This is a genomic window from Bacillus salacetis (genome assembly GCF_049177075.1).
Lineage (GTDB): Bacteria > Bacillota > Bacilli > Bacillales > Bacillaceae_B > Rossellomorea > Rossellomorea salacetis_A.
The window spans coordinates 2,574,253-2,594,331 of the sequence record NZ_CP185377.1 but is presented as its reverse complement, the minus strand read 5'-3'; the positions used below and the strand labels follow the sequence as shown (position 1 = coordinate 2,594,331).

General features: G+C 41.6%; 16 protein-coding genes and 1 riboswitch. Of the genes, 12 read left to right on the top strand and 4 right to left on the bottom strand.

What is annotated here, in order from left to right:
* Positions 1 to 94: 94 nt before the first annotated feature.
* The gene (locus ACOJQI_RS13500; RefSeq protein WP_421378680.1) at positions 95 to 1,693 is read right to left on the bottom strand and encodes an ABC-F family ATP-binding cassette domain-containing protein; all 1,599 of its coding nucleotides are present in this window, start codon (positions 1,691 to 1,693) and stop codon (positions 95 to 97) included.
* A gap of 152 nt (positions 1,694 to 1,845) precedes the next feature.
* Here ACOJQI_RS13500 and ACOJQI_RS13495 point away from each other — a divergent pair, with 152 nt between their 5' ends.
* From ACOJQI_RS13495 to ACOJQI_RS13465, 7 genes are all read left to right on the top strand, one after another.
* Positions 1,846 to 2,127: a YkvA family protein gene (locus tag ACOJQI_RS13495; RefSeq protein ID WP_421378678.1), complete on the top strand. Its 282-nt coding sequence runs from the start codon at positions 1,846 to 1,848 to the stop codon at positions 2,125 to 2,127.
* Positions 2,128 to 2,649: 522 nt separating this feature from the next.
* Positions 2,650 to 4,587 carry an endonuclease MutS2 gene (locus ACOJQI_RS13490; protein ID WP_421378676.1) on the top strand — a complete coding sequence of 646 codons (1,938 nt, stop codon included), beginning with the start codon at positions 2,650 to 2,652 and terminating at the stop codon, positions 4,585 to 4,587.
* A 183-nt stretch (positions 4,588 to 4,770) separates the two neighbouring features.
* Positions 4,771 to 7,020: an alpha/beta hydrolase family protein gene (locus tag ACOJQI_RS13485; RefSeq protein WP_421378674.1), complete on the top strand. Its 2,250-nt coding sequence runs from the start codon at positions 4,771 to 4,773 to the stop codon at positions 7,018 to 7,020.
* Between the two features lie 121 nt (positions 7,021 to 7,141).
* Positions 7,142 to 7,654 carry a YhcN/YlaJ family sporulation lipoprotein gene (locus ACOJQI_RS13480; protein ID WP_421378672.1) on the top strand — a complete coding sequence of 171 codons (513 nt, stop codon included), beginning with the start codon at positions 7,142 to 7,144 and terminating at the stop codon, positions 7,652 to 7,654.
* Between the two features lie 183 nt (positions 7,655 to 7,837).
* Positions 7,838 to 8,680, top strand: coding sequence for an STAS domain-containing protein (locus ACOJQI_RS13475; protein ID WP_421378670.1), 843 nt, complete (start codon positions 7,838 to 7,840; stop codon positions 8,678 to 8,680).
* 156 nt (positions 8,681 to 8,836) lie between these two features.
* Entirely contained in the window at positions 8,837 to 10,075 is a 1,239-nt protein-coding gene (locus ACOJQI_RS13470; protein WP_421378668.1) for an MFS transporter, read from the top strand.
* Positions 10,076 to 10,136: 61 nt separating this feature from the next.
* Positions 10,137 to 10,997: a S1 RNA-binding domain-containing protein gene (locus ACOJQI_RS13465; protein WP_421378666.1), complete on the top strand. Its 861-nt coding sequence runs from the start codon at positions 10,137 to 10,139 to the stop codon at positions 10,995 to 10,997.
* Between the two features lie 123 nt (positions 10,998 to 11,120).
* On the opposite strand, the gene ACOJQI_RS13460 is transcribed toward ACOJQI_RS13465, so the two are convergent.
* Positions 11,121 to 12,341, bottom strand: a complete 1,221-nt coding sequence (locus ACOJQI_RS13460) for an MFS transporter (RefSeq protein WP_421378664.1) — start codon at positions 12,339 to 12,341, stop codon at positions 11,121 to 11,123.
* 504 nt (positions 12,342 to 12,845) lie between these two features.
* Here ACOJQI_RS13460 and katA point away from each other — a divergent pair.
* A complete protein-coding gene (katA, locus tag ACOJQI_RS13455) occupies positions 12,846 to 14,300 on the top strand; it encodes a catalase KatA (protein WP_421378662.1) in 1,455 nt (484 codons plus the stop codon).
* An 80-nt stretch (positions 14,301 to 14,380) separates the two neighbouring features.
* On the opposite strand, the gene ACOJQI_RS13450 is transcribed toward katA, so the two are convergent.
* Both ACOJQI_RS13450 and msrA read right to left on the bottom strand, forming a co-directional pair.
* The gene (locus ACOJQI_RS13450; RefSeq protein ID WP_421378660.1) at positions 14,381 to 14,566 is read right to left on the bottom strand and encodes a hypothetical protein; all 186 of its coding nucleotides are present in this window, start codon (positions 14,564 to 14,566) and stop codon (positions 14,381 to 14,383) included.
* A 634-nt stretch (positions 14,567 to 15,200) separates the two neighbouring features.
* Positions 15,201 to 15,728 (bottom strand): peptide-methionine (S)-S-oxide reductase MsrA, encoded by a 528-nt coding sequence (gene msrA / locus ACOJQI_RS13445; protein ID WP_421378658.1) that lies wholly within the window; start codon positions 15,726 to 15,728, stop codon positions 15,201 to 15,203.
* A 193-nt stretch (positions 15,729 to 15,921) separates the two neighbouring features.
* On the opposite strand from msrA, the gene ACOJQI_RS13440 reads away from it, so the two are divergent.
* From ACOJQI_RS13440 to ACOJQI_RS13425, 4 genes are all read left to right on the top strand, one after another.
* Positions 15,922 to 16,527 carry a class I SAM-dependent methyltransferase gene (locus ACOJQI_RS13440; RefSeq protein WP_421378656.1) on the top strand — a complete coding sequence of 202 codons (606 nt, stop codon included), beginning with the start codon at positions 15,922 to 15,924 and terminating at the stop codon, positions 16,525 to 16,527.
* A gap of 131 nt (positions 16,528 to 16,658) precedes the next feature.
* Positions 16,659 to 17,573 (top strand): NAD(P)/FAD-dependent oxidoreductase, encoded by a 915-nt coding sequence (locus ACOJQI_RS13435; RefSeq protein ID WP_421378654.1) that lies wholly within the window; start codon positions 16,659 to 16,661, stop codon positions 17,571 to 17,573.
* A 175-nt stretch (positions 17,574 to 17,748) separates the two neighbouring features.
* A riboswitch (cobalamin riboswitch) is annotated at positions 17,749 to 17,936 on the top strand.
* Positions 17,937 to 18,074: 138 nt separating this feature from the next.
* Positions 18,075 to 19,064 carry an ABC transporter substrate-binding protein gene (locus ACOJQI_RS13430; protein ID WP_421378652.1) on the top strand — a complete coding sequence of 330 codons (990 nt, stop codon included), beginning with the start codon at positions 18,075 to 18,077 and terminating at the stop codon, positions 19,062 to 19,064.
* Positions 19,030 to 20,079, top strand: coding sequence for a FecCD family ABC transporter permease (locus ACOJQI_RS13425; RefSeq protein ID WP_421378650.1), 1,050 nt, complete (start codon positions 19,030 to 19,032; stop codon positions 20,077 to 20,079). The genes ACOJQI_RS13430 and ACOJQI_RS13425 overlap by 35 nt, the downstream gene beginning before the upstream one ends.

Sequence of the window (20,079 nt, the reverse complement as noted above, 5' to 3'; positions counted from 1 at the left end):
GAATGAAGAATTAGCGAGAGAACTTTTAAAAGATTTAATCCGGTACAATAAAAGCGGCCTCCCAGATGGAAGGCCGCATATACAAAATATCCTATTAACTCTTCACCGCAGTGGCTTCAAGGAACTCATCATAAGTCATCTGCTTATCAATGATACCCTCAGAGTCAAGCTTGATGATACGGTTTGCGATGGTTTGAATGAACTGATGGTCATGAGAAGCAAAAATCATGGAACCTTTGAAGTTTGCAAGACCATTATTCAATGCCGTAATGGACTCCAAATCCAAGTGGTTCGTTGGCTCATCCAGAAGAAGGACGTTCGCTTCACTCAGCATCATTTTGGAAAGCATGCAGCGGACTTTTTCTCCACCAGATAGGACAGTTGGCTTTTTCATGACTTCTTCCCCTGAGAATAACATTCTGCCAAGGAATCCGCGCAGGAAAGATTCACTTTGGTCATTTGGAGAGTATTGTCTCAGCCACTCAACCAAGTTTGGCTCATTTCCTTCAAAGTACTCCGAGTTGTCTTTCGGGAAGTAGGCCTGGGAAGTCGTCACACCCCACTTGTATGAACCGCTGTCAGGCTCCATTTCGCCCGCAAGGATCTTGAACAGGGTAGTCTTCGCGATTTCATCACTGCCGACCAATGCAATCTTGTCATCCTTGTTCATGATGAAGCTTACATTATCAAGTACTTTTACACCATCGATGGTTTTAGAAATGCCTTCCACTCTTAATAGATCATTCCCGATTTCACGTTCAGGCTTGAAGTGAACATAAGGATACTTACGGGAAGAAGGTCTGATATCATCAAGAGTGATTTTATCCAGGAGCTTCTTACGGGAAGTCGCTTGCTTGGATTTAGAAGCATTCGCACTAAAGCGCGCAATGAATGCTTGAAGCTCTTTGATTTTTTCTTCTTTTTTCTTATTTTGGTCCTGAGCCATTTTAGTCGCCAGCTGGCTGGACTCATACCAGAAATCATAGTTTCCGACATAGATTTGGATTTTTCCAAAGTCAAGGTCGGCAATATGTGTACATACTTTATTCAAGAAGTGACGGTCATGGGATACTACGATAACTGTGTTTTCAAAATTGATCAGGAACTCCTCGAGCCACTGAATGGCAGCGATATCCAAGTGGTTGGTAGGCTCATCGAGAAGAAGGACATCCGGTTTACCGAACAGCGCTTGCGCAAGCAAAACCTTTACTTTGTCTCCACCTGTCAGGTCTTCCATCTTTTTCGAATGAAGTTCTTCTCCGATGCCTAGGCCCTTCAGTAGAATGGCAGCTTCAGATTCTGCTTCCCAACCATTCAATTCAGCAAACTCGCCTTCAAGCTCGGCAGCGCGCATGCCGTCTTCATCGGAAAAATCAGCTTTCATATAGATAGCATCTTTTTCCTGCATAACTTCATATAAACGGGCATGTCCCATGATGACCACTTTCAATACTTCATGTTCCTCGTATTCGAAGTGGTTCTGTTTCAACACGGCCATACGCTCACCAGGAGTCATGGAAACATTTCCTGTTTGAGATTCGATTTCTCCAGAAAGGATTTTAAGGAAAGTGGACTTTCCGGCACCATTTGCGCCGATCAATCCGTAACAGTTGCCCGGAGTGAATTTTATATTTACATCTTCAAATAATTTACGATCACCAAAACGCAGACTTACATCTGATACTTGAATCATTTAGTAATTACCTCCATCATTCATATCTAAAAGATTATAACATGTTCCTTCAATAAATTCACTTCCACATTATAAAATCACTATAAAAGTAAAATATTTTGATGGAATTGTGGTATATAAAAGGTAAGAGTAATTTGAAGGAGGCAGTATTTATGGCCAGGTTTTTCAGCAGGATGAAATTTTTATTCAACATCAGAAGGTCTATTCCATTTCTAGTCGCGTTTTTTAAGTCGCCAGGGGTTAAGGTTTGGAAGAAATTACTATCCGTCGGCTTGATTATCGGTTATATCTTATTACCATTCGATTTGATACCGGACTGGCTGGTCATCTTTGGGATTGTGGATGATATTGCTGTTTTCACACTGATTCTGCAGCAAATTATCAAGATGGCGCCGGATGAATTGAAAGACAAATATGATGTAAGTACCCGTTAAATATAGAAGTGCATTGACAAGGGAATATGTTTCAGCATATTATGGATTTGTAATCAAATTAATCTCTAAAAGGAGAAATGTTGTATGTTAGGTGTCGTTCTTAACTAATCCGTAACTTTATACGGTCATTCATCAAGGTCTGGGCAGAAAAATCTTCTGTTCGACGCTTATTTAAGTGTGCCTTCATGACTGATGAGTTAAGAACAATGATCATAGCATGCAAACATTTGTCTGCAGCACTGTGTTGATTGAACACAGTTTTTTTGTGCAAACCGCACCTGCTGAAGACTTCTCTTTTTTGTATGATAACGACAACCGTAATGGACATTGTTCATTGCGGTTTTTTTATATCCAAAAATCGTAGTGCATGATCATTGTTTGCGGATTAGTTAAATAAAAAAATGTGGTTTAAAAGGTAACTGTAAAGCAATTTCTAAATGGATGATAGTTATGCTTGGCACTTTGTGTGATTGCACCTGGCGCGGAAATCATCCACCATAATAAATACTGGAGGAAATAAAATTGAACGAAAATACGTTTAAACAGTTGGAATTTCACCTTATCAAAGACGAAATCGCAAACTATGCACTTACAGACTCAGGAAAGAGTCTCGTTGACGCCCTTTCCCCATCCTTTAATAAAAAACAAATTGCTTCATGGCTCGCTGAAGTGACAGAAGCAGTAGAAATATTAAATAAAAGTGAAAGTGTCCCCATTCATGCACTGGATGGAATCGAGACCATCCTTAAGCAAATGAATAAAGGAACAGCATTAAGGCCAGAGCAGTTTCAAAAGCTTCTATTGTTCCTTGACTGCTGTTTAAAACTGAAGCGATTCATGAAGGATAAAGAACTCATTGCCCCTAGAGTATCTTCTTATGTTTATTCTATTGAAGATCTGCCAGGCCTGTTAGAGGAAATCCAGCGCTGTATCCGAAATGGACGTGTTGATGATTATGCAACAAAGGAATTATTGAAGGTCAGGAAACAAATCAGTATTCAGGAAGACAGGTTGAAAGAGAAAGTCACCAGCATGATCAAGTCCAATAAATATAAATCATATATACAGGAGGCGATTGTCAGCCAGCGCGGCGACCGTTATGTAATTCCTGTTAAAAAAGAATACAGGGGGAAAATCAAAGGTTCTGTTTTGGATACTTCTGCCTCTGGTTCAACACTGTATATTGAACCTGAAGAAGTAGGGATGCAGCAGGACCAGCTTATGTACTTGAAAATGGAGGAAGAGTCCGAAGCAGAGAAAGTATTGCTATATCTGACGGGATTGGTGCAGCAGCATGAAAGAGAACTGAAGCTTGCTGTAGAAGTCATGATAAACTATGACCTTCTGTTTGCCAAGGCAAAATACAGCAGATCAATAGGGGGGAACCCAGTTGAGCTGAACGAATCACATTATATCTTTCTAAAAAACGCTAAACATCCTTTGATAGGAAAACAAGCGGTGCCTTTGAATATAGAACTGGGCAAAGACTTTCATGCTCTATTGATCACCGGTCCCAATACTGGAGGAAAAACTGTTTCCATTAAGACGGTGGGCTTATTGACACTGATGGTTCAATGCGGGATTCATATTCCGGTGGATAAGGGGAGCCACATTAGCATCTTTCAGAAAATTCTTCTGGATATCGGCGATGGCCAGAGTCTTCAGCAGAATTTAAGTACCTTCAGTTCCCATGTGAGAAATATTATTGGGATTCTGCAAGAAGCGAATGACAGAAGTCTTGTTCTCTTGGATGAATTGGGGTCTGGAACTGACCCCGGAGAGGGAATGGGATTGGCGACGGCCATTCTTCAAAAGCTCTATGACAAAGGAGCCACACTGCTGGCTACTACACACTACAGCGAAATCAAGGAATTTGCAGACAGAGAAGAAGGTTTTACAAATGGATCAATGGAATTCAACCTTGATACACTTGAGCCGACATACCGTCTAATTGTGGGAAGAGGGGGAGACAGCCAGGCCTTTTCGATAGCTCTGAAACTGGGAATGCATCCTGAAATCATTGAAACAGCACACAAAGTCACATATAAAGCGGAAAAGAAGTATGTTCCTGACGTAGAGGATTATTATGAGCGGAAAGAGCTTGAAAAGCAGATTGCTGTCAACCGGCATGCAAGAAGGAACCGGGAACAGAAAGAGGCGGTAAAAGAAACCGCTGCCCAATTCGCAATGGGTGATAATGTCAAGGTGGGTCCAAGCGGAGAGTTCGGCATTATTGAAAATGGTCCGGACAGTAGGGGGAATTACTCTGTTTTCATTAAAGGAGAAAAGAAAGAAATTAATCATAAAAGGCTCGAGCTATATATTTCAGCACAGGAAATGTATCCGGAGGATTATGATTTCGATATCATTTTCAAATCCAAGGAATACCGCAAAAAGAGCCATCAAATGAACCGACGCCATGATGAGCAAACTGTCATCCATTATGAGCCAAAAGAATAATATCCAAAGCTGTTCCTGATCAGGGGAACAGCTTTTTTTAAAAGGAGCGGGCGCTTAAGTTTACAAAATTTTAAACCAAAATGGAACTTTATCTTTGATATAATGAAAGGTGGATATGAGCCACGCACAAAAGGTGGATCTCTGCCAGGCACAACCATGGAAATTAAAAAGGGTGGCGGCAATATGGAACCGAAAAAAGAATTCGAACAACTTGTAGATATAAAGAAAAAGAAAACTATTATCCAACGCGCTAGGAAGCACTCATTGAATATATGGATGTTCATTGAATCTGCTGCAGGCAAGGCTTGGAAGGGTGCTGCTGCCGGTGCTTTACTAATGATTGTACTGTTCGCAGCTTTTTTTGGGGTGGGGCTTGAAACAGGGCTTGGTTCCGTTTCTGATTTTCTGATTGTATTCATACCAATTGTGCTCTCGGCCATCGTAAGTCCCTTTATCGTTTATCCTATGGTCTTGCTTATCAAAAGGTTTAATAACCGCTTCCTGGCTGTAGTCTTATCTTCAGCAATAATATTAATCATTCTTTTATCCCAAGTCAGGAGCACTTATCAAATACTGCCGTTAAGTTATATCTTGATAGGGATCGGCATTATTTCTGGAGGGGCATTTGGGTACTGGTGGAATTCAAAAAGGAACAAAATCCCGTCGATGATGGTTTTGGTGACTGGCATATTCGTTGCGGCCGGATTTTCAGTTTGGTTGACTGCACCAGGGGTGGACAAGTATCCTGTCCCTGCCATTGACACTGTTCCAAAGACTCTTCATGCTGAAGATCCTTCGAAAAAAGGATTCTATAAGGTCCGGACTTTTACCTATGGCAGTGGAACGGATAAGAGAAGGTCTCAATTTGCTGAAGGTGTTGATTATAAGACGGATACTTTGAACGCTTCTTTTGTCACTGGCGGTTGGAATAAGTATCGGACGTGGTTTTGGGGGTTTGACCGAACGGAAATACCTTTGAACGGTACTGTTTGGATGCCTGAAGGAAGCGGTCAATTCCCACTTGTCCTGATTGTACATGGAAATCATATCATGGAGGAATTCTCTGATGAGGGATATGCGTATCTTGGTGAGCTGCTGGCAAGCCGTGGATATATTGCTGTTTCAATAGATGAAAACTTTTTGAATACTTCTTCATGGTCAGGGAGCTTGAATAATGAAATCAGTACAAGAGCTTGGTTGATGTTGAAGCATCTTAATCAATTTGAAGAATTTAATGAATCGAAGAAAACAGAGCTATATAATAAAATTGATTTTGAGAACATTGCCCTGATGGGACACTCCAGGGGTGGACAGGCGGTTGCTGTTGCGACAGAGTTTAATAAGCTTGAGCGCTATCCCAATAACGGCCTTGTCACTTTTAATTTTGATTATAAAATAAAATCAATTGTGGCCATCGCACCAACTGATTATTTTACGCTGGGAGACCAGCCTGTCCAGATTGAGAATGTCAATTATCTGCTTCTGCATGGTTCATATGACAGCGACGTTTCAGAATTCAGCGGAGACCGTCAGTTCAATGGGCTGCAGTTCACAGATGGAAACGAATGGATGAAAACATCCCTCTACATTCATGGTGCCAATCACGGCCAGTTCAATACAGTGTGGGGCGATAATGATACTACTTTGCCTATGAACCTTTTCATTAATAAGAAGCCGCTTCTTGAAGGTGATGAACAGAGGCAAATTGCCAAAACCTATATTTCTGCTTTTCTGGATGCAACGCTGAAAGGGAAGGATGAATATAAGCCAATGTTCCTTGACTACAGCTATGCGCTTCAGTGGCTGCCTGAAACTACTTATATCAATCGGTACAACGATACTGGCTTTACTGTTATCAATGATTATGAAAATGACTATGACCTGACTACCGGCAATGTCCCTGGAATCAGTTTCAATGCCTCAAGGTTGAAGTTCTGGCATGAGGGAGAACTTGATTCAAGGGATGACGGAGATCGAAAGAATCATGGTGTTTATATTAAATGGAATGAAAGTTATTCTGACTCAGGTAAGTATGGAGTGAAACTTCCGGATCATTTCTTGGAGAAGGAGGATGTTGCCAGTGATGATTCTCTGGCTTTTTCAGCTGCCAGTTTGGAAGAGATTAATGAAGTGACAGATTTTACAGTAAGGCTGACAGCGGACAATGGTGAAAGTGCAGAAGTATCGTTGAGCGAAGCACTTCCTCTGGCGCCTGCCCTCCATGTTCAGCAAACCAAAACATGGTTTTATCAAAAATTAAGGTATGGAAACTCTCATGAACCTGTTTTGCAAACGTTCCATATTCCTTTTGAGGAGTTCACCTCGCAAGGAATAGAACTTAAGGATGTTAATAATATTGAATTAGTATTTAATAAAACTTCGAAAGGCCATATCTTTCTTGATGAAATCGGTATATTAAAGGCAATACATTAAAAAACAGAGGCCCTGGGCTTCTGTTTTTTTCTAATAAGACTGAATCCTTTATACCTCATTCAGAGTATGAATCTCATTTGTTTTGGGAACTCTAGGTTGTGAAGATAAAGGAGGTCAGTTTATGAAAAAAATATTATTCTCCCTTTTGGGGGCGGCGGCGCTTCTCACTGGCTGTGCTCTTAATGACGGCAATCTTGGCCAGGAAGGAGAAGAAGGCGGAATGGGGGTTCAGCAGGTCCGCTATAATACAACAAATACAGGTGAAAATAATATATACGGCGAAGCTAATCCAGCTGATCCTACATACGGCATGACGGATAGAATGGCGAACAAGGTAATGAAACTGTATGAGATAGAACGCGCATATGTCTTGACCAAAGGCAGTGATGCTTATGCAGCTGTCGTACTGGAAAACCGGCTGGAAAATCATCTGGATGATGACGTCCAACGGAAAGTTGAAGAAGCCGTCAAGAGTGTAAATGGCAGCATTCAGAATGTATATGTGTCAAATGACCGTGAACTGGTCCAAAATATGAAGAAATACCGTGATCAGGTACATAACGGCGGGCCGGTAACGGATCTCGGAGATCAAATTGGTGAAAGAGTTTCAAAACTTTTTCCGAATGTTGAATGAGGCCTTTTTCCCCTTTCATCCTAGAGCTTGAAAGGGGATTTCCTATTTTTTGATGGAGGATTCAGCCGTTTCACTCTTATATCCGGAACACTATCATTTGAATCTATCCGTATTTTTCATATACACTTTAGTAGTGAAGCTAAGTAGATAACTAATAGAGAAAAGTGCAAAGAGGGTGTTCAAATGTCTAACAAGAAAGTTTTCGAGGAGTTCAGCAAGTTGGTTCAGAAGAAAAGCAGTGAACTTGCTCAAGAGGTAACGGAAAAGCAAAACGAAAAGTATCCTGAGATGCAATCGATCTCGAATGATTTACTGACAATGAGAGAGGAATTAGTGAAGTTATTTGGTGAATCGTTCGTACTGGGTGACGAAGAGCGGAGAAAGAATTTCAAAGCATGGGGTAAAAAAGCGGGGACACAATGCGCTACACTTAATGCAAGCCTTGAAGAAATGCTGAATGAATTTCCTGAATACCGAACAATCATAGGCGAGTTATTGAAGACTCATGCGAAGGAACATGAGTTATCGATAGACGGCTTTTATGATATGTTAAATATTTTGGAAACGGATATTGGTGATGTGACTTGTTATTTCAGCCTTCCATTTGTTGATTATCAAGCCGATCAATTAAAAAATTCAAAGGAAGCACTCTTTGAATTATCAGTACCGGTCATTCCGATTTCTGATGAGATCGCTGTTCTGCCATTGGTCGGAGATATTGACACCAGCAGGGCGAAATTGATGCTTGAAAAGGCACTGGAGAAAAGTGCAAAACTGAAAGTGAACTATTTTATCCTTGATTTATCCGGGGTTCCTATTATCGATACGTATGTCGCTCAAATCATCTTCCAGCTCATTGATTCACTGGAACTGATTGGAGTTAAAGCAAAAGTGACAGGCATGACACCGGATATTGTCCAAACGGTTGTGAATCTAGGCATTGATTTTCAAAAAATCCAAACATACTCAAGTTTGAAACAGGCAATCAATACGATACATGGAAGAGAAACAAGCAAGACTGTGTGACAGGGCATCCTGTCACCAGTCTTTTTTTGCGCTTTCAAAGAGAAAGTCTTTGTATTCAGGGGACGAATAGGATGTTATTATTTTCTAATGGCCCCAAGTAAGCTATACTGATAAAGCTGTATAGGAATCATTTTTATTTTTTTAAAAGAACAGGAGATGAACGAATTGGGACAAACTCTAAGCAAGGAGGAAGCGAGAAGGACAGCTACGGTTTATGGTGTATTGCTGGCCATCAGTTCAGGACATTTTATTAATGATACACTGCAAGCGGTGGTTCCTGCTATGTTTCCGATTGTGGAGAAATCACTCAGCTTAAGTTATACCCAAATAGGCTGGATTGCTTTTGTGCTGAACATGACGTCTTCGCTTCTCCAGCCTGTTTTTGGGTACTATGCAGACATTAAATCCCGCCCGTTTCTGCTTCCTCTTGGAATGCTGTCAAGCTTAATTGGATTGGTCGGATTTGCTTTGTCCAATCATTTTATTTTTCTTCTCTTTTCTGTGTTGTTCATCGGGTTTGGTTCGGCTATTTTCCATCCTGAAGGATCAAGAGTTGCCTACCTGGCAGCCGGCAGCAAGAGGGGTCTGGCCCAGTCGATCTATCAGGTTGGCGGAAATACCGGCCAGTCACTGGCGCCAATCATTACGGCATTCATTTTTGTTCCGCTGGGGCAAAAGGGAGCATTATTATTCTCACTTGCAGCCGGTATCGGTATTATCGTCCTTGTCCGTGTCTCTCAATGGTATAAAAACAGGTTATCTAATGAAAATGGAATAGGGAGGAAAAACAAGAATCAAACGGGGAAGGGTAAAAAAGGGATACATAAAAAAATCAAGCTGGCTATGCTGCTCGTCGTCTTCCTTGTGTTTGCCCGATCCTGGTATGGTGCTGGCATCTCCAATTATTATCAGTTTTATCTTATAGAAGATTATGGATTGACAATCAAGCAGGCTCAACTTTATATCTTCACCTTCATGTTTGCTGGTGTACTGGGGACGTTCTTTGGCGGCCCGCTGGCAGACAGGTTTGGAAAAAGAAATATCATCTTTTTATCCATGCTGGGATCTGCTCCTTTGACGATCCTGCTGCCGTATCTGCCGCTGACATTTGTCATTCCTGTCTTCTTCTTGATAGGATTCATCCTTTCCTCAAGCTTCAGTGTAACAGTCGTATATGCACAGGAGCTGCTTCCGCAGAAAATCGGCATGGTGTCCGGATTGACGGTTGGATTGGCATTTGGGATGGGAGCAGTAGGATCTGTCCTGTTTGGAAGCCTTGCGGATATGATAAGCATCCGTTTTGTCATGATCCTTTGCAGCTTCCTGCCGCTATTTGGCGTGTTGACATGGCTGCTGCCAAAGGATAAAGAAATAAGTGAATATCATGCCTTGTAATATTTGAAGGGCAACTGTTTGGGTAAAGATAAAAAGAACATGATTTTTAGGAGGAAATGTAATGGTGAATGAGTTGGAAGCCGGAACTGTCCAGGTTCTGACGGTAGACAGAGAAGTGGATTTTGGTTATTTTTTAACAAATGGAGAAGAAGATGTATTATTGCACCATTCCCAAGTGGAAGGTGAAATAGAAGTGGAAGATGAAGTGAAGGTATTCTTATTTCATGATAAAGAAGTAAGGTTAACCGCTACCATGAACATACCAAAAGTTCAAATCGGCTCTTATGCTTGGACCGAAGTGGTTGATGTGAAATCAGGACTCGGTGTTTTCGTGGATATCGGTCTCATGAAGGATATCCTGGTTTCTTCTGATGACCTTCCCATCTATGAAGATCTTTGGCCTGCTCCAGGAGACATGTTGTATCTGTCCCTGAGAGGGGATAAAAACGGGCGTCTTTATGGGAAGCTGGCGACGGAAAACATCATTGGCCAGATTGCCAGAAGGGCATCGCAAGAAATGCTGAAAGCTAAAGTGGAGGGCCGTGTATACCGATTACTAAAAGTCGGCACATTCTTTATTTCTGAACAAGGATACCGCTGCTTTGTGCATGAGAATGAAAGAAGGCAGGAACCAAGGCTTGGCGAATTGGTAGAAGGCCGTGTAATTGATGTAAAAGACGATGGAAGCCTGAATGTCTCATTCCTGCCATTGAAACAGGATAAAATGGGGGAGGATGCTGATATTATTACGAATTACATGGACAGCCGTGGAGGAGCCATGCCCCTGTGGGACAAGAGCCAGCCAGAGGAAATCAAGGACAAGCTTGGTTTAAGTAAGGCCTCTTTCAAAAGGGCAATGGGCAAATTGCTTAAAGATGGACGTGTGTACCAGGAGGAAGGCTGGACATATTATAAAAAGTGATTTTACTGAACCGCATTGGGAGCCCCTTTGCGGTTTTTTTCTTTTATTGTCTGGAAGTGAAATTTATGAATTCGTTGATTTGAGTAAAAAAAGAAGCCAAAATCGGCTTCTTCCTCTAAGAAATTATTTTTGGACTGCTGACAGGACTGCTTTTGAAACTTCTTTCTTAACTTTTCTTATCGGTAAAAGTGTTCCGAGCAGCGCAATTGCAGCAGAGCCGTAAAGCACTGCCTCATACCCACTTAATGCAACAACTGATAAAGTCCCGAAAACAACCAGGTCAAGTGCAGAGTCGACGATAGAGAGCAGTGAAATGGTCGTCGCCCTGATACCGGAAGGAATAAGGTCGTTGCTAAGCTGTGAATAAATCGGATAGCGGATTGCTCTCACATATCTCAAGACAAAGAAGGCGCCAATGACCACCCAAAGCGATTGTGAAAGCATAGCTGATAGCAGCAATCCTCCAACAGCGAGTAATCCGGTCGCATGCATTAGAAATATTCTTGTGAATTTACCGGTCAGCCATCCAATTGAATTGGATGCAAAATAACCCAATAATGCAGAACAAGCATACATAACACCAAGCAAATACACAGGCAGCCCGGCATCCGTCATCAGCGGCTGGTCGAAATAGCCGTACACAGCTCCAGCCGGAATGAATACAAGCGTGACATTTAAAAACATCAGCAAAAGCTGAGGTGCTTTGCGAATGACCGTCAATCCTTCTTTCACCTGAGTGAAGGGGTTTTCGCGGTAGGAGCTTTCGATTTTTGGATTTTTAACTGTGAAAACAAACAGGATTTCAATAATGTGAAAAGCCAGTGCAAGCAGGATCAATAATTGAAACTGATCGTCCTGCAAGTCTTTCGCAAGATACGAACCGAAAAGTACAGCAAAGATGGACGAAATAAATCCTGCAGACTGAATTTTTCCCATCGCCCTGTCCATAAAATCATTTTCGCCGCTTTCCTTTAGCGAATCATAAATCAATGCTTCATCAGCACCGGAAAAGAAAGTGACAGAAAATCCATTCAAGGCACTATACAAGAAGAACATCCAAGGTTCATAGGCAAACAATAATAATCCAATGCTCAAAAACTTAAGGATGGACCCCGTGATAAAGGACGCCTTTGCCCCAAAGCGGTCAGCAAAAATTCCGGTCGGTACTTCACCTAGTAATACCGCGCCGCTCCAAAACATCAACACGATCAGGATATCGGAAGAATCCAATCCCCTTTCCATATAGAAAAGTGTAATTACCGGCTGCAGAAAACTTATGGTGCCGAAAAACTGAACCCAAAATAATGCTCTGATATTATGTGATGCGATAGTTTGTTTCTTCAATTTAACATTCTCCTGATCCTAATATTATTTTTTAAATATAAGGCAGGAGTGTGCTGTTAATTTGTCAGGCTATTCATTTCCTGATGTAAATGAAAGAAGCCATTTTTTAGAGCAGAATTAACCGTTCACTCCTCCTTGATTGGCAGAAAATGAAGTGAATGTTTTTGACATGATAATTTCCTCCTTTAATTTATCTTCACTTATATTACCATAATATACTAATTTAGCATACAAAATTTTTGCGTTGAGCGATTCATGAATAAAGGGTGTTGCAAGCGTTAAATCCAGGATCTTTTTTTACATTAAGGTATTGATAAACCCGATAATAATCTACTTCTAAAAAAGGTACAAACGGTCATATAGTGTATAAAAAGCACTGATTACAGATTAAAATCGCTTTTTATTTATAATAATTCTAAAAGAGTATTGATTTTTAATTATTTGGTGGTATTATTACATTATAATCATTATTAACTACAAAATATTCTCAAGAGGTGAATGGATTTGACAAATAATAAATTAACAACCAGCTGGGGAGCCCCAGTAGGAGATAACCAAAACTCAATGACTGCTGGATCACGAGGTCCAACATTGATCCAGGATGTACATTTGCTTGAAAAACTTGCACACTTTAACCGCGAACGAGTGCCTGAGCGTGTTGTGCATGCCAAAGGAACAGGTGCACATGGTTACTTTGAAGTGACAAACGATCTGAGCAAATATACAAAAGCAGACTTCCTTTCAGAGGCAGGGAAACGCACTCCGATGTTCATCCGTTTTTCAACAGTGGCAGGAGAAAACGGTTCTGCTGATACCGTTCGCGACCCGCGCGGCTTTGCTGTTAAATTCTATACAGAAGAAGGGAATTATGACCTGGTTGGGAATAATACACCGATTTTCTTCATTCGTGATGCAATCAAATTTCCTGATTTCATTCACACACAAAAACGCCATCCGCAAACACATTTGAAAAATCCAAATGCTGTTTGGGACTTCTGGTCTTTATCCCCTGAATCTCTTCATCAGGTTACATACTTGATGGGCGACCGAGGGATTCCTGCGACACTCCGACATATGAATGGTTATGGAAGCCATACCTTCAAATGGGTCAATAAAGACGGCGACGGAGTATGGGTGAAATATCACTTTAAGAGTGAACAGGGCGTGAAGAATATTACAAATGAAGTAGCTGCAAAAATAGCGGGTGTTAATCCGGATTATCATACAGAGGATTTATTTAACAGTATTGAAAATGGGGATTTCCCTGCATGGAAGCTGTATGTGCAAATCATGCCGCTTGAGGATGCGGATACGTATCGTTTCGACCCATTTGATGTCACAAAAGTGTGGTCTCATAAAGATTATCCATTGGTTGAAGTGGGACGCATGGTATTGAACCGCAACCCTGAGAACTACTTTGCTGAAGTGGAACAGGCAACATTCTCTCCTGGAACCCTTGTGCCGGGTATTGAAGTATCTCCAGATAAGATGCTTCAAGGACGAATCTTTGCATATAGTGATGCACACCGTTACCGTGTAGGTGCGAATCATAATGCACTCCCGATCAACAGGCCGAAAAATGAAGTGAATAATTATCAGCGTGATGGCCAAATGCGCTTTGATAGCAACGGTGGAAGCTCCGCGTATTATGAGCCGAACAGTGCGGGCGGTCCAACAGAATCACCTGCAGACCAGCAATCCGCATTCCCTGTTTCAGGTGTGGCAGAGAGTGTCGCTTATGACCATAATGATCACTATACACAGGCAGGCGACCTGTTCAGATTAATGGATAAGGATGAACAAGATCGTCTGATTGAGACAATTGTAGGGGCGATGAGCCCTGTGGAAAGTGAAGAAATCAAGCTGCGTCAAATTGGACACTTCTATAAAGCAGATCCTGAATATGGAAGAAAAGTAGCCGAAGGTTTGGGATTATCTGTTCCGGAAGAGGTAAAATAAAGAAGTAAACATTCTCAATTAATGTTGTAATTCTCATTTAAGGACCCCTGTCACTTTCAGCAGGGGTCCTTTTATATTTGTTATAAGCTATCATTTTGCTGTTTGATTTCTTCGCGGGCGATGATCTCATTCGCAAATTCGAGGTCCTGGTGTTCGTTCACGGAATCACCGGGATAGGGTTCATTCGCATCAAGGTAAGCACCGTGTCCAGCATAGGCACCCGCACGTTTGTCCCCAGCCTTGTTAAAGGGTTGTTCTTTTTTCATTGAACTCATCCTTTCCTTTTTCCATAGTATGTCCGCGGAATGAAATCTCAATAAAAATTTTACAGGGAGGAGGGTGTGCGGATTATGCGATTAAGAGGAAAACACAGGATTATAGCTTGAATTTCAAATTATAATGGTGCGATTAAGGGGAAATCACGGGATTATAGCGAGGAATCCAATTTATAATGGTGTGATTAAGGGGAAAACACGGGATTATAGCGAGGAGTCCAATTTATAATGGTGCGATTAAGGAAGAAACACGGGATTATAACAAAGAATTCAATTTATAATGGTGCGATTAAGGGAGAAACACGGGATTATAGCGAGGAATCCAATTTATAATGGTGCGATTAAGGAAGAAACACGGGATTATAACAAAGAATTCAATTTATAATGGTGTGATTAAGGAAGAAACACAGGATTGCAGCGAGGAGTCCAATTTATAATGGTGTGATTAATGGAAATCACGGGATTATAGCGAGGAATCCAATTTATAATGGTGTGATTAAGGAAGAAACACGGGACTATAGCAAAGAATCAAACTTATAATGGTGCAATCTAATCCATATACCTAACGCATTCAACCATAATATATAAAAAAGGAAACAGTCCATTCCACTGTTTCCTTCATCAATTAATTGTTCCAATGTTCTTCTATGAACTCATCTCTGCCTGACTTGGCACGATCCTCTTTATATTCTTTAGGGTTTTTCTTATAGAAATCCTGATGGTAATCCTCAGCTGGATAAAAAACTGCAGCAGGGAGAATTTTTGTGACAATCGGCTTTTTGAATCTTCCGCTGTCTTCAACTTCTTTTTTAGAAGCCTCTGCCAATTCGCGCTGGTACTCATTATGATAGAAAATGGCTGTACGATAGGAATCGCCTCTATCTTGGAATTGCCCACCGTCATCGGTTGGATCAATTTGCGGCCAATATAATTCAAGTAACTGTCTATATGGGAAAAGGGAAGGATCAAATGTAATCTGTACGACCTCGTAATGACCGCTGCCACCCTTTTTTACATCTGCATATGTTGGGTTTTCCAAATGTCCACCGGAATAACCGGAAATGACACTTTCAATACCGGGCATCTGGTCAAAAGGTTTCACCATGCACCAGAAGCAGCCTCCTGCAAAAGTCGCTTTTTCAGTATGTTTCATAGTAAGAGCACACTCCCAGATAATTAACTTTCGTCTATTAAAGTGTTAAACGATAAAAGAATTTTATCACCAATCACCTTCCGCGACAATCAAAATATCCTGGATTTTATAAAAAAAGACAGGATGTTTAACTGACCATACAGAAAGGTATTAGTCATGGATGTTGAAAGAGCTTAGAGTTTGGAGGTAAGTCATGATCAATCAGGATTTGAAACTAAATTTTTCAAAGAGTTACGATTCGCAATCAGAGATACGGAATGAAAAAGAGGCCCCGGAATGGAAGGAAGCAGAAAGGGAAACCTTCTTGAATTGGTTAACGGAAGAAAATAAAGAGACTTTATTGGACCTGGGAGCAGGTCCGGGGAAAGACAGCCTGTATTTTAAAAAGAACGGGATCCAGCCTCTCGCTGTTGATATTTCAGCGAGGATGGTCGCTTTTTGCAAGGAAAAGGGAATACCGTCCAAAGTGATGAGCTTTGATGAGCTGGATTTTGGCGGAAAGAAGTTTGATGCTGTCTGGGCAATGAATTCCCTCCTTCATGTTCCAAAGAAAGATCTTGAAGAAGTATTGGAGAAGATTGATACCGTTTTGAACAAGAATGGCTTGTTTTATATAGGGCTATATGGGGGAGAAGACAGTGAGGGGATTTGGGAAGAGGATATATATGAACCTAAGAGATTCTTCTCCTTCCATTCTTCTGCAGCGATTCAAAAGCTTGTTTCACGTTTTTTTACAATAGAGAATTTTGTGGTTCTGCCTCCGGAGGCGTGGATTCTAAATTTGCGTTTCAGTCACTGATACTGAGGAAAAAAGAAAGAATATAGTGGAATATTCTTATAGGACAAGCTTAATGCTATAACTATTCAAGATTTGTTTGAGGCGTAACCTCAACTGAAAAGCCATGGAAAACCACCAGAGGAGGAATCCCTATGAAGAAGACTTATGATTGTATCATTGTGGGAGGCGGGATTGCTGGTCTTCAGGCAGCCATACAGCTTGGAAGGTATGAACATGATATTTTGGTGGTGGATGCGAATGACGGCCGGTCGGCCATCTGCAGGTGTTATCATAACCTTTTGGGCTGGCCGGATGGTGTCAGTGGTGAACAGCTCCGCTCACTAGGCAGAAAACAGGCGGAGTCTTATGGTGTAGAATTCCAATCGGACCGGATTGTAAACGCAAGAAAGGACAAGGGAGAATTCATTTTAGATGGAAAAGATGGGAATCACTATGTCGCCAGGAAACTTCTTCTGGCAACTGGTGTGAAGGATAACATCCCGAAAATCAAATACCTTGACCCATGCCTCGGTCTGTCTGTTTATGTATGTCCTGACTGCGACGGATATGAGGTTAAGGGTAAAAAAGTCGTTATTCTGGGATCCGGTGAAACGGGAGCCGGGATGGCCCTGACTCTGAATTACTGGAGTGATGACATCATATTTATCAATCATGAAAGCAATGAGGTTTCTGAGGAAACGAAAGCCGAATTAAAGGAAAAGAATATCGGTTATGAGGAAGGCATTATTTCTGAGGCGATAGTAGAAGATGAAAGCGGATTTAAAGGAGTCCTGCTGGATAACGGCGAAGTGATAACCGGTGAAAGAGGGTTTATCGCTTTTGGCGGGAATAAGGTCCATACCGAGCTGGCCGAACAGCTTGGCGTCCACATCATGGATAATAAACATATCAATGCAGATGCCCGCTCTAAGGAAACCAATGTGGAAAATGTCTGGGCAGCCGGCGACATAGTTGCACACTCGGAACAAGTTTCAACAGCAATGGGGGACGGCTCTATCGCCGCAATCTGGATTCATAAGAAGCTCCTTGCTGAAAGAAACAGCTGACTATTCCGTGGAGAACAAATAATGCAAAGCAAGTTAAGAGGCTTACAATGTCAAAATTGGTTGTAAGCCTTTTTTATGATTTTATAAACAAAAGTAGAAAAATTGATAAATTTGGAACTAAAATATTCCCCTGAGGTCTTTTCTTGTGTATAATCTAGCATAGCGGAAAATTTAATACATATTGTCGTATTCAGGTGATTTCAGTCGAAAGCTGAAGTCTTAAAAGGGAAGTTGGTGAAATTCCAACGCGGTCCCGCCACTGTAAATGGGAGCAAGCTGTAAATACCACTGTACAAAAGTATGGGAAGGAACAGCGAGCAATGACCATAAGCCAGGAGACCTGCCTGTTACTGCTTGCACCACAAGCCTACGAGGATAGGGAGGTGTAAATCGCATGATATTTGAGTTCCATCAAAATATGCCTTTTACACGTACATCTCTTTTCTCAAAAGAGATGTTTTTTTATTTTTATTTTTATTTTTTAAAAGGGGAGAAAACCACATGAAAAAGATTCATATTTTATTACTCGCATTGCTGTTTTCTATCGGTGTCGCTGCAGGATGCGGCAATGACGGAAATAATACGAATGAAAATGCTTCGAATGAGAGCCAAACTGATCAGGAGCAGACTCAAGATTCAGAAGAAGCTTCGTTTCCTGTAACAATAACGGATGCTGCTGATAATGAAGTAGTCATTGAGGAAGAACCGCAAAAAATCGTTTCGCTCATTCCAAGCAACACTGAAATTGCCTTTGAACTGGGACTCGGAGATAAGATAGTTGGAGTGTCTGACTTTGATAACTACCCACCCGAAGCAGCAGAAAAAGAAATGATCGGCGGCATGGAATTTAATGTTGAAAAAATCATTTCTTTGACACCTGACCTTGTACTTGCTCATGGCTCTGTGATGGGTTCAGCTACGGAAGGCCTGCAGCAATTAAGAGATGCAGGTATTACCGTCCTGGTTGTTAACGATGCAAAAAGCTTTGAAGAAGTTTATACTTCCATCGAAATGATTGGGAAGGCTGCCGGTGCAAATGAGCAGGCAGAGACAACAATTCAGCAGATGAAGGATGACCTTCAAGCTGTGAAGGATAAAACGGCTGAAGTTTCAGATGAGGAGAAGAAAAGTGTATTTGTAGAAGTATCTCCATCACCTGAAATATTTACTGCCGGCAGCAATACATTCATGGATGAAATGCTGGGTCTGATCAATGCTCAGAATGCTGCAGAAGAACAAGAAGGCTGGGTTCAAATGAATGAAGAAGCAATCATTGCCTTGAACCCTGATGTTATTGTTACAACTTACGGATATTATACAGAAAATCCAAAAGAACTAGTGATGAGCAGAGAAGGCTGGGGAGATGTTCCGGCCATCAAGAACGAAAATGTTTACGATGTCCATTCCGACCTGGTAACAAGAACCGGTCCAAGATTGGTCCAAGGAGTAGAGGAACTTGCAGAAGCTGTCTATCCGGAACTATTCCAATAACAATCGAATACTTTCGTATGGGTTAGCAGCTCTGTTTGTTGTTTGTTCTATATTAGCTGGTATTTCCATTGGCACAATATCTGTACCGGTATCTGATATCCTGTCGATCTTGGGTGCAAAAATTTTCCGCTATCCCGTTCCAGAGTCTGTCGAACAGATGTATATCAATATTGTTTACAGTATACGCCTTCCACGGGTCATACTTGCATTTCTGGTTGGAGCGTCCCTTGCAATAGCGGGGGCCGCTTTTCAAGGTTTATTGAGAAACCCTCTTGCTGACCCCTATACTTTAGGGATTTCTTCGGGAGCGTCTGTCGGGGCTGTCATGACCTTGTTTTTTCATATCAGTATCCCGTTTCTGGGGAATTTCACTCTGCCGGTACTGAGCATTATCACTGCAACTGTTACCATTTTTATTGTCCTGCTGTTCGCCCAGAGAGTCGAACGGTCAATGAAACTAGAGACCATCATTTTAACGGGAATCATATTCAGTTCATTTTTAGGTTCTTTCATTTCATTGATGATAGCCCTTACAGGTGATGAACTCCGCCAGATCATCGGCTGGCTTTTGGGAAGTGTATCAATGCGCGGCTGGGACTATATCAAAATCATCCTGCCATTCTTTGCTGTTGGCACAGTCCTTCTACTTCTTAATGCAAGGGAACTGAATGGAATGAGTTTCGGTGAAGAGCAGGCACGGCACATAGGGATCAACGTCCAGGCAAGGAAACTGATCATTCTGCTGTCAGGATCCGTTTTGACAGGCGCTGCTGTCGCCGTTTCAGGTACAATCGGATTTGTCGGTCTCGTCATCCCCCACCTTATACGGCTGTTAGCCGGAAATGATCACAGGAACCTTCTGCCGCTGTCCATTATGGCCGGCGGGGGATTTCTCGTGCTTGCCGATTTGATTTCAAGAACGATCATTGCACCGACTGAATTGCCGATCGGAGTAATTACAGCATTGATTGGTGCCCCGATATTTGCCTATATACTAATGAAGAAAAGAGGGTAG